The organism is Pseudoalteromonas sp. SA25, from assembly GCF_011378705.1.
Classification (GTDB): Bacteria; Pseudomonadota; Gammaproteobacteria; order Enterobacterales; family Alteromonadaceae; genus Pseudoalteromonas; species Pseudoalteromonas arctica.
The window spans coordinates 24,296-34,030 of the sequence record NZ_WTKV01000033.1 but is presented as its reverse complement, the minus strand read 5'-3'; the positions used below and the strand labels follow the sequence as shown (position 1 = coordinate 34,030).

At 39.5% G+C, this 9,735-nt stretch carries 9 protein-coding genes and 1 rRNA gene; 6 read left to right on the top strand and 4 right to left on the bottom strand.

What is annotated here, in order from left to right; genetic code table 11:
- Window positions 1–186: 186 nt before the first annotated feature.
- Window positions 187–301 (top strand): 5S ribosomal RNA (gene rrf, locus GQR45_RS20000).
- Window positions 302–698: 397 nt separating this feature from the next.
- On the opposite strand, the gene GQR45_RS19995 is transcribed toward rrf, so the two are convergent.
- The 3 genes from GQR45_RS19995 to uvrD all read right to left on the bottom strand — a co-directional run bounded on the left by GQR45_RS19995 (window position 699) and on the right by uvrD (window position 5,862).
- A complete protein-coding gene (locus GQR45_RS19995) occupies window positions 699–1,547 on the bottom strand; it encodes a chemotaxis protein (RefSeq protein WP_165726848.1) in 849 nt (282 codons plus the stop codon).
- A 102-nt stretch (window positions 1,548–1,649) separates the two neighbouring features.
- Window positions 1,650–3,719: a GNAT family N-acetyltransferase gene (locus GQR45_RS19990; RefSeq protein ID WP_165726847.1), complete on the bottom strand. Its 2,070-nt coding sequence runs from the start codon at window positions 3,717–3,719 to the stop codon at window positions 1,650–1,652.
- The gene (gene uvrD, locus GQR45_RS19985; RefSeq protein ID WP_165726846.1) at window positions 3,697–5,862 is read right to left on the bottom strand and encodes a DNA helicase II; all 2,166 of its coding nucleotides are present in this window, start codon (window positions 5,860–5,862) and stop codon (window positions 3,697–3,699) included. The genes GQR45_RS19990 and uvrD overlap by 23 nt, the downstream gene beginning before the upstream one ends.
- A gap of 303 nt (window positions 5,863–6,165) precedes the next feature.
- Here uvrD and GQR45_RS19980 point away from each other — a divergent pair, with 303 nt between their 5' ends.
- From GQR45_RS19980 to GQR45_RS19970, 3 genes are all read left to right on the top strand, one after another.
- On the top strand, window positions 6,166–6,390 hold the full coding sequence (locus tag GQR45_RS19980) for a hypothetical protein (RefSeq protein WP_002963009.1): 225 nt from the start codon (window positions 6,166–6,168) through the stop codon (window positions 6,388–6,390).
- 116 nt (window positions 6,391–6,506) lie between these two features.
- Entirely contained in the window at window positions 6,507–6,875 is a 369-nt protein-coding gene (locus GQR45_RS19975; protein WP_024592461.1) for a YacL family protein, read from the top strand.
- A gap of 105 nt (window positions 6,876–6,980) precedes the next feature.
- Window positions 6,981–7,604: a dUTP diphosphatase gene (locus tag GQR45_RS19970; protein WP_165726845.1), complete on the top strand. Its 624-nt coding sequence runs from the start codon at window positions 6,981–6,983 to the stop codon at window positions 7,602–7,604.
- A 15-nt stretch (window positions 7,605–7,619) separates the two neighbouring features.
- Here the strand turns inward: GQR45_RS19970 and yrfG are convergent, their stop codons facing one another.
- Window positions 7,620–8,267 (bottom strand): GMP/IMP nucleotidase, encoded by a 648-nt coding sequence (gene yrfG / locus GQR45_RS19965; protein ID WP_007378908.1) that lies wholly within the window; start codon window positions 8,265–8,267, stop codon window positions 7,620–7,622.
- 61 nt (window positions 8,268–8,328) lie between these two features.
- Between yrfG and nudE the strand changes: the two genes are divergently transcribed.
- Complete coding sequence (gene nudE / locus GQR45_RS19960) at window positions 8,329–8,901, top strand: ADP compounds hydrolase NudE (RefSeq protein WP_007586548.1); 573 nt, start codon at window positions 8,329–8,331, stop codon at window positions 8,899–8,901.
- Entirely contained in the window at window positions 8,894–9,697 is an 804-nt protein-coding gene (cysQ, locus tag GQR45_RS19955; protein ID WP_007586545.1) for a 3'(2'),5'-bisphosphate nucleotidase CysQ, read from the top strand. The genes nudE and cysQ overlap by 8 nt, the downstream gene beginning before the upstream one ends.
- Window positions 9,698–9,735: the final 38 nt, after the last annotated feature.

Sequence of the window (9,735 nt, the reverse complement as noted above, 5' to 3'; positions counted from 1 at the left end):
ATTAAGCTAACTTGTACTAATTACCCGTGAGGCTTAACCATACAACGCCAAACGCGTTTTATGCGACAGTTTAGACAGAAGTTAATATGACTAAAGTAGATATTACTTAGAAAGACTTAAAAAATATTATCAGATATTTTCCAAATTCAGTTAGTGCGTAGTAATACGGATTAACGCCCAAATTTGCTTGGTGACAATAGCGTTTTGGACCCACCTGATTCCATGCCGAACTCAGTAGTGAAACGAAACAGCGCCGATGATAGTGTAGCATTTGCTATGTGAAAGTAGGACATTACCAGGCTTCAAATTGTAGAAAGCCCGAATCTAACGATTCGGGCTTTTTTACGTCTGCAGAAAAGTGAAATGCGCGCAATTAACACACACTCACATCAACACCCATCTCGTAGGGCGGGCGAGCATAGCGACTCCCGACGTTAAATCCCTTAATATCTCAGTCGGCCAATAAATTAGCATTTGCTACGTGACTTTCTACTGCTGTGGGCACTATGACATTACACAAGCTTCACATTGTAGAAAGCCCGGATCTAACGATTCGGTTTTTTTACGTTTGCAGAAAAGTGAAATATGAGTAACTAACATTACGCACTCGATTTCTCTCCAATTTATCTAAATGTACAAGTCGAGTAGAATAGCTCCTTACTTCAGTACTAAAGTTTATAACCAAATCTAAAGACTATTTAAAATAGTCCGTAAGCTTGAGTTTCTTCACTTTCAGATTCTTCTAGTTGTGTTGGTTTAAATATTACGCTTGGATCAATTAATACACTGTGCTTTTGTGAAAGCTTGATTAATCCTCGCATCATATTTTTAGTTTGTGGGTCTAGATCAAAACCAACCTCAGTGAGCTTATCTAGTGGTTTAATGTCTTCTTTTTTATAGTCGATATTATCTTCGACTTTATCTACCAATAACCCTACGTGTGGGTTTAAGCCGTCTTTAGTGGTAAAAACAATAATAGGTTTATAGTCTAAGGTTATTTGCTCTTTAGCTGATTCGAATAAACGCTCTAGCTGAATTAGGTTACTACGCTTAATTATTTCGAGCAGAGCTGATACTTGTTTATAATCGCTTTGATTGTGAGCTGATATAGCTTCTTTTACCGTTTCTAGCAATGATTGGAAAGGTTCGTTAAGTCGAGACATTGTTAGTTTTAAGTCTTCATTATCGGTGTTGAACTCTTTGTAAAACAGAACAAAATCTTGTAGTTCTGCATCATTGCTTGAAATAGAAGCCGAGCTATTTAGCAAGTTACTTTGAAGGGTATTGAACCAGTTTAATAGTTTTTCTTGCCATGTTCTTAGTTGTTTTAGTACATGCGCATTACTTTGTTCGGTTGAGATATTATTTAAAATAATACCTAAATCAAACACAGGCGTTGGTATATCCATATAATCTTTAACACCAATAAAGCTTTTATTATTGTTGGGTAAAGTTGTTAGATTATTGTCAAAGCGTTCTGTTAATAAAATATCGAGTATTTTAAGTGAAATTGTTTTGCAGCCCACTTTAAAGTTTATTAATTCCATGCCTTTATCTTAATTTACCTGTTAATGCTTTAAGGATAGAACAAATTAAATAAATAGCTTAAAGATGGATAAGATTTAATAGAGATAGGTAACTAGGAGTTATTAGATGGCACTAGTGAGGTTTTTTATGGCACGTTTAAATTGATTCTCAAGCTGCTTTTTTCCTAATAAACCTAAGTGTTGAATCACTTTTTCATTACATTCATTTTGCAGCACTAACTTTATTAAAAGTTGTTTATCAGACTCTGTTAATTGAGACATACAAGAAGGAGACTGATTCACTACCTGCCAGAGAGTCGCAGAGATATTAAATTGAGTGAAGTTACTGTTTACGAGTAAGGCTAATCGTTCGCGAGTCTCGGGGCTTACTAACTCATCGCTAAATCCTTCAATTAGAATACTTACAAGTTGCCAATCTAGTGTTTTAAAGTGTGTTAAAAGAGCATAAAAAAAATCGTTTTTAAACTGCTTTTTTAGAGGTTGAATAATTGCACTTTTGTTGCTTAAGCATTTAACCACAAGCGCTGAATGTTCAGCTGTGCTTTTATCGCGTTGATAACCTAGCTTTACGGTATCAAACCCTTGGTTTTGCCAAAAATTAAGTAACTGCGTTGTTGCGCCAAAGCTTGCACCAAACCAACTACATTGGCTTTTTACTTGCGACTCGCAATAGCTAAGTAGCTTTTTACCAAAACCCATATTGTGAGAACTCGGATCAATCGCTATTCGTACAACGCGAGCGCTCAACTGTGTTAAGTAGTCATTATTAAAACTAAGTTGTGAGAGGGTTTGAGCCATTAAATGACCCTGTGGGCGGCGCTCTCCGCTTATAACCTGTAGAGCAAGTTCTTCACTTAAACCACCTTCTATTGCGATTAAACATACACCAACTAATTGATTGTTAATTTTGCTGATGAATATTCGTTGCGATGGTGCGTCTAGTAGTTGGCGTAAATCGTTTACACTACTTTGATAGTGAGCCAATGCAAGCAGGGCAATAACTTGTTGCAGTAAAGGCTCATTGTTTACAAGGGATTGCTGAGTTATTTCGCTATGAACTGGCTGCTCTAATTGCTCACTACTTAACTCTTTATATTGTGCATCGAGTGCAAGCAAGGTGCGAATGTGCTTCTCGAGGGGATCGTGTTTAGCAAAACGCAGTGGCTCATCAAGCGTTACAACTTTAGAGGCTTTATAGTGCGCTTTTATATAGTTACTAAAGCGAATGGTATAACCCCTACCATTGCCCTCATACCCAACCAGTGTACTTGCAAAGACTATACGAGGGTAATGAGCTAGCATTTTTAGCAATAACGGTACAGGGATCGCGGCAGCTTCATCAATGAGTAATAAATCGCACTCAGGTAATGCATTTAATAACGCGTCAGGTGCAACGTAGTGCAAGTTGGCGAGCTGTTTATGTTCAGCGTTGTATTGCAGGTCTAACTCGTTGGCTAAATGTTTAAAGCTACTATGGGTCGCTTTAAACTGAGTGCTGCAAATAATTACTTTTTTATCAGTCAATTTTGCGGCAGCTAAGCCAAGTGCTGCCGACTTGCCTCTACCTCTATCAGCATTAATGAGTAAAGGCCTGTTGGCACGGCCATTAGCTACTTTTACTATTTGTTCAACGCAGTTTTGCTGTGGTAGATAGTCAATTTTATTATGCGTAACAGAGCTGACGAGATTACTAATACAGCCATTTTTTTCACTAAAATGAAAAGCGGGTAATTGCTTAATAATAGCCGCGAAACGTTGATTAAATAAACTGTAGTCAATACTCTGACCGTGTGATTGCACTGTACTTAATGAGGGGTCTTGCCAAGAGGCTAAATCATTTAATTCGGGCAGTAATAAAAACAGTATACCGCCTGCTTTAACGGTGCCGGTAAGTGCTGCAAGTTTATCAGGGTGTAAACCACTAAAACCATCGTAAACAGCATGAGCAAATTCTTGCCCTAAAATTTGGTGAGTGCGAGTAGGCCAGTACGAATTTTTAATCGCGCACTGCTTTGATACAACAAGTGTATTGTTTTCATCTATTAATGAGTTAAGTAATTCATAACACCAAGCAGGGCTGCCCGTAATCAACACTAGCTGACGATGATACGCGCCAGCTAGTTGTTGTTCTAACTCATTTAGGTGAGCTTTATACAGCTTGTAATCGTGCATAGGCCGTTACTAACCATTTACTGCCAAGGTCGTCAAAGTTAACTTGTACGCGAGATTGCGCGCCACTGCCTTCGTAATTAAGTACGGTACCAACACCAAACTTAGCATGCAAAACTCGTTGCCCTAAGTTAAAGCCACTGTCTTCAAATGCGGCATGGCTAACTGATGCGCTAAAACGCCCGGCGGCAGGCGGGCGAGAAACCTGTGTTTTAATACGAATTTCTTCAACGCAGTCCTCAGGTATTTCGCGTAAAAAGCGTGATGGGCTATGGTATTTTTCTTGCCCGTATAAACGGCGACTCTCAGCATGGCTAATGTATAACTTATCCATTGCTCGTGTCATGCCTACATAACAAAGGCGGCGCTCTTCTTCCAAACGACCAGACTCTTCGTTACTTTGCTGAGAAGGGAACATGCCTTCTTCTACGCCCACCATAAACACTAACGGAAACTCTAAGCCTTTAGCTGAGTGAAGTGTCATCATTTGAACGGCGTCTTCGTGCTCTTCTGCTTGTCCTTCACCTGACTCAAGTGATGTATGTGCTAAAAAGCCTTGTAAAGGCGAGCTGTATTCTTCGTCGTCAGGAAGTTCGTACTGGTCACATGCGCTAATTAGCTCTTCTAAGTTTTCTACGCGAGCACGGCCTTTTTCACCTTTTTCAGCTTGGTACATTGCCATCAAGCCTGAGGTTTGAATTGTGTACTTGGCTTGCTCATGCAAAGTTAGATCGCTAATTTTATCTTCTATTTGTTCGACTAGTTCTACAAACTTACTTACTGCACCAGAGGCACGACCAGATAAGTGCTGTTGTTCTACAATTGCTTTTGCGGCATACCAAAGCGGTAACGATTCTGCTCGTGCACAATCTCGTATATGGCTCAATGTTTTATCACCAATACCGCGTGCTGGCGTATTAATTACACGCTCAAACGCGGCATCGTCTTGACGATTACCTACTAGGCGTAAATACGAAAGCGCATCTTTAATTTCTTGTCGTTCGAAGAATCGCATACCACCATAAATACGGTATTTTAAGCCTTCTTGCAGCATGGCCTCCTCGAGTACACGAGATTGCGCGTTACTACGGTATAAAATTGCGGCATCTTGTAGGGCATTACCTGCATTTAACCAGCTTCGTAGTTTGCTACTTACAAAGCGTGCTTCGTCTAACTCATTAAATGCTGCATAAATAGAGATTGGCTCGCCGTCGTTACCGTCGGTCCACAAGCTTTTACCCATACGTTCTGAGTTATTTTGAATTAATGCGTTAGACGCTTTCAAAATAGTCGCTGTTGAGCGGTAGTTTTGTTCAAGACGAATGGTTTCTGCGCTGAAGTCAGTTAAAAAACGTTTAATGTTTTCGATTTTAGCACCACGCCAACCATAAATGCTTTGGTCATCGTCGCCTACAATCATAATGCTGTTAGTATCGCCAGCAAGTAATTTTAACCAAGCATATTGAATGGTATTTGTATCTTGGAACTCGTCTACGAGCATATGTGCAAAGCGTTGCTGATAATGACGCAGTAACGTAGGGTTATTTTTTAACACTTCGTAGCTGCGTAGTAATATTTCAGCAAAATCAACTAGGCCCGCTCTATCACAGGCCTCTTGATAGGCGGCATAAACACGCAGCATCATTTGCTCATTAATATCGTATGCTTGAATATCTTTAGGGCGAAGTGCTTCATCTTTTTTGGCGCTTATGTACCAGCCAAATTGTTTAGCAGGCCATTTTTTATCATCAATATTCATCGATTTTAATAAGCGCTTGATCATCCGAAGCTGATCGTCAGAGTCTAAAATTTGAAAGGCTTCAGGTAAGTTAGCTTCACGGTGATGAGCACGTAAAATACGATGCGATAAACCATGGAAAGTACCAATCCACATACCACCTACAGGCGCTTTTAGTGTTTCTTCAACGCGGCCACGCATTTCTTTAGCGGCTTTATTAGTAAAAGTAACTGCAAAAATACTGTAAGCGGAGGCTTGCTCAACTTGCATAAGCCACGCAATACGATGAACTAACACTCGTGTTTTACCAGACCCAGCACCTGCTAATACCAGCATGTTTTGTAGTGGGGCTGCAACGGCATCGCGTTGTTTGTCATTTAAGCCATCGAGTAATTGTGAAACGTCCATCGTTACGCCTTTTTAATCAATATTGTGGCCAGTATAACAGGTGTTTTTGTTAGGCTAAATAAAATACTGTTTTTATAAACAGCTATTTATAAAATAGTGTTCAAAACGAGTAACTTGCTAATTAATTGAGCGAATAGAAAAGTGCAAACACATAACAAAAATTGCTAATTTGACCTAAAGTTAGCAAAATTTACTAACTCTCTAAATCTAGACTAATTTAACTATTTGATTTGTAAGCTTTAATAAATTGGCATAGAGTGTGTAAGTAAATAATTATAAAATCAAATAAATACAGAGGTTAGTATGGCAGATCAAGGTTCTGGCGGTAACGTAATCGCAGCATTATGTAATATATTTTTTCCTGGTTTAGGGCAGTTAGTGCAAGGGCGTATTTTAGCGGCTATATTTTTTGCACTCGCTATTATAATAAGTTACGCACTAATTTATGTGCTTGTAGGCTTTGTACTTGTGCCTATTATTTACTTATGGTCGATCATTGACGCAGCGCGTTATAGATCGCGAAGTTAACGGTTTTAAAGTTGAGTAAAATAGCGCCCATGTGGCGCTATTTTACTTTATATGTCCTGTGGTTTACGGGCGTTTACGTATATAATTACGCAATTAAAGATTTACAGGCAAACCCTATGGAATATCAATTTATTCGCGACCCTATTAGTGGGCTACGTATTAAAATAAGCAGTGAACACGCTATTATTGGTCGCTGGCTAAACGAAGAAATAGGCAAAGACAAAGTAGCCATGGTGCAAGCGCTTATTGCATCGGTAAGTTCAAGCTATGAGCCGCTAACGCTAAAAGGCCAAGAAATAGATTTAATATTAACGAAAGACGAAGCATTATTTGAAGCCCATGCACTTCATCAAGACAGCGAAGACCTAATAGCGTATCAAGATGACGATTTAGCGCTTGAAGAAAATGGTTTAAGTAGTGGTTGTGGCTTTGAAGATTTCATTGATTTAATTGATTCATGGCATGAGTTTACGACGTCACGATAAACATAATTAGCACACTAATAAAAATATACAGCAATGCACAATCAGCATTTTATCTGTATTATTACACCAACGAAAATTACGCCAACCAAAACGACAGGAATTGATATGTCTGCCAATTTAAACAAGCTAGTAGTGATGCTAGAAATGCAAAACGCCATGAATACTAAAGTACATGAGCAATGGTTTACTCAAGGGTTTGAATGGTACCGCGCTATTTGGGTTGAGTGTGCTGAAATGCTAGATCATCATGGTTGGAAATGGTGGAAAAAACAAACACCAGATACTGAACAAGTTATTTTAGAGTTGGTTGATATTTTTCATTTTGGTCTATCGCTTAGAATTGACGGCGAAACTAGCTACGAAGACTTAGCAAAGCAACTTGAAACTGAGCTTAGTAATGCTCAACAAGCTGATGACTTTAAACAAACACTAGAGATATTAGCGGCGTCTGCTGTTGCTGATAAAACGTTTAATGCAGGTGCCTTTGCCGGCTGTATGGCGCAAATAGGTATGGATATTGATGATTTATATCGCGGCTACGTAGGTAAAAATACGTTAAACTTTTTTCGCCAAGATCACGGTTACAAAGATGGTAGCTATATTAAAGAATGGAATGGGCAAGAAGATAACGAGCATTTAGTTGAAGTAGTTAAAAGCCTTGATACAGAACATGCAGATTTTGCAAAGTTAGTATATCAAGGGCTAGAAGCGCGTTACCCAAAAATTTAAGTCACGTAAGTTGAGTTAGATAATCTTACGATAGTCGGTAACACTTAGGTAATCGGCTATTTCGTTATGTGGTTGTTGGCTATCTGGGTTAGCAACTGCAAGTAAGTGCTCAATGCCGTATTCTCGTGCGGCATTTAATACCGGCACACTGTCATCTACAAACAAAGTGCGCTGCTTATTAAACCCTAAGTCTTTTTGTACTTGGTGCCACAAACTTTGTTGCTCTTTACTTACTCCATATTCATGAGTCGACACTACGCCATCTAGGTAGTTATCAATCGCTGTATGCTCAAATTTAAGCATGACACTCTCAGGGTGGGCGTTGGTAAGTAAAATTAACTCTTTGCCTGCTTTTTTAAGCTCAGTTAAAAAATGAGGTACGTCTTCGCGCATTTTAATTAAATGCTGAGACTCTCGTTTAAGCTCCATTATAGGCAAGCTTAATTGCTGCTCCCAATAATCTAAACAATACCACTGTATTTGACCGCTCACAGCTTGATAGCGTTTTAAAATATCTGCTTTAGCTGCATCTAGGCTAATGCCCCTTGCTAATGCGTGTTGCGCAGGAATAACGTTAAGCCAAAAATGACTGTCGTAATGTAAATCGAGTAATGTTCCATCCATGTCGAGCAAAACGGTATCGATTTTTGACCAATTTAACATAGGAATTTCAACTTATAAGGTTTATTATTGAACTAACTGCCATGATAGCAAATTAACGCCAATGACACAGAAAAAGCACCCAACACCACCACAAATCCTCAGTAACAATGTTGTCGCTAAAAGCCGCCTGTTTACTGTGGAGTCTTTAGAGCTAAAGTTTTCTAATAACGAAGAGCGTCAGTATGAGCGAATTCGCGGCGGTGGCCGGGGAGCAGTGATGATTGTTCCGTTAAGTGCAGACAACGAATTACTACTTGTTCGTGAATACTGTGCGGGCACAAACGATTACCAGTTAGGTTTTCCTAAAGGCTTAATCGATCCGGGCGAAACGCCAGAGCAAGCTGCTAACAGAGAGCTTAAAGAAGAAATTGGCTTTGGTGCTGAGTATTTTAAACCATTAAGAACAGTAACAATGGCGCCGAGTTACTTTAATGCCACTATGCATATTTTATTTGCTAAGCAATTATACCCACAAACCCTTATTGGCGACGAACCAGAGCCGCTTGTTGTTGTTAAGTGGCCATTAACTCAGTGGCAGTCATTATTAGACCAAGAAGATTTTACCGAAGCACGCAGTGTTGCAGCTTTGCTATTATTAGATAAGTATTTAGCGTCTGGAGCTGCCGATGAATAAATTAATCGAACCGTGTATTGAATTAGCTGAGCGTGCTGGCGATGCAATTATGGCCATTTATAAAAAAGGCGATATTGGCCAACAAGAGAAATCAGATAATACGCCTGTTACCAAAGCTGACTTAGCAGCAAATGACGTACTGGTTGCTGGATTAAAAGTCTTAGCGCCCGATATCCCAATTATGTCGGAAGAAACACCTATACCTGCACTCGCCGACAGACAGGACTGGCAGCGCTATTGGTTGCTCGATCCGATGGATGGTACAGGCGAATTTATTTTAGAAAGTGGCGACTTTGCAGTAAACATTGCATTGATTGAAAATAATCATCCTGTGCTTGGAGTTATTCATTGGCCTGCAAAAGGTGTGACTTATTTTGCTACAGCTAAAAATGGTGCCTTTAAACGTGAAAACTCAATTGATAAGCAAATATCTGTAGCGCCGCCAGAGAACTTGACGCTTGCAGTGAGCCGCCGCCAAAAAATAGAAGCGGTGAGTCAGTATTTAAATAGTCAGTTTACAACTATTGCTATTGGCTCGTGCTCATTAAAAGCTTGTACTGTTGCAGAAGGCAAAGCAGATTGTTTTTTAAGAATTGGTCCAACGGGAGAGTGGGATACAGGTGCTTCACAAGTTATTGTTGAAGAAGCCGGTGGTTGTATTACCGATGCAGAATTTAACCCGCTAACGTACAACCAACGCGAGAGTACTGAGAACCCTGACTTTATAGTGATGGGGCATCCAGACTGGGAATGGCAAAAAATGATTAATCCGCATCAAAGGTTGAGCGCAGAATAGCAATTTGATTGCTTTTTGTCCGGTTGAACAACTTTAAT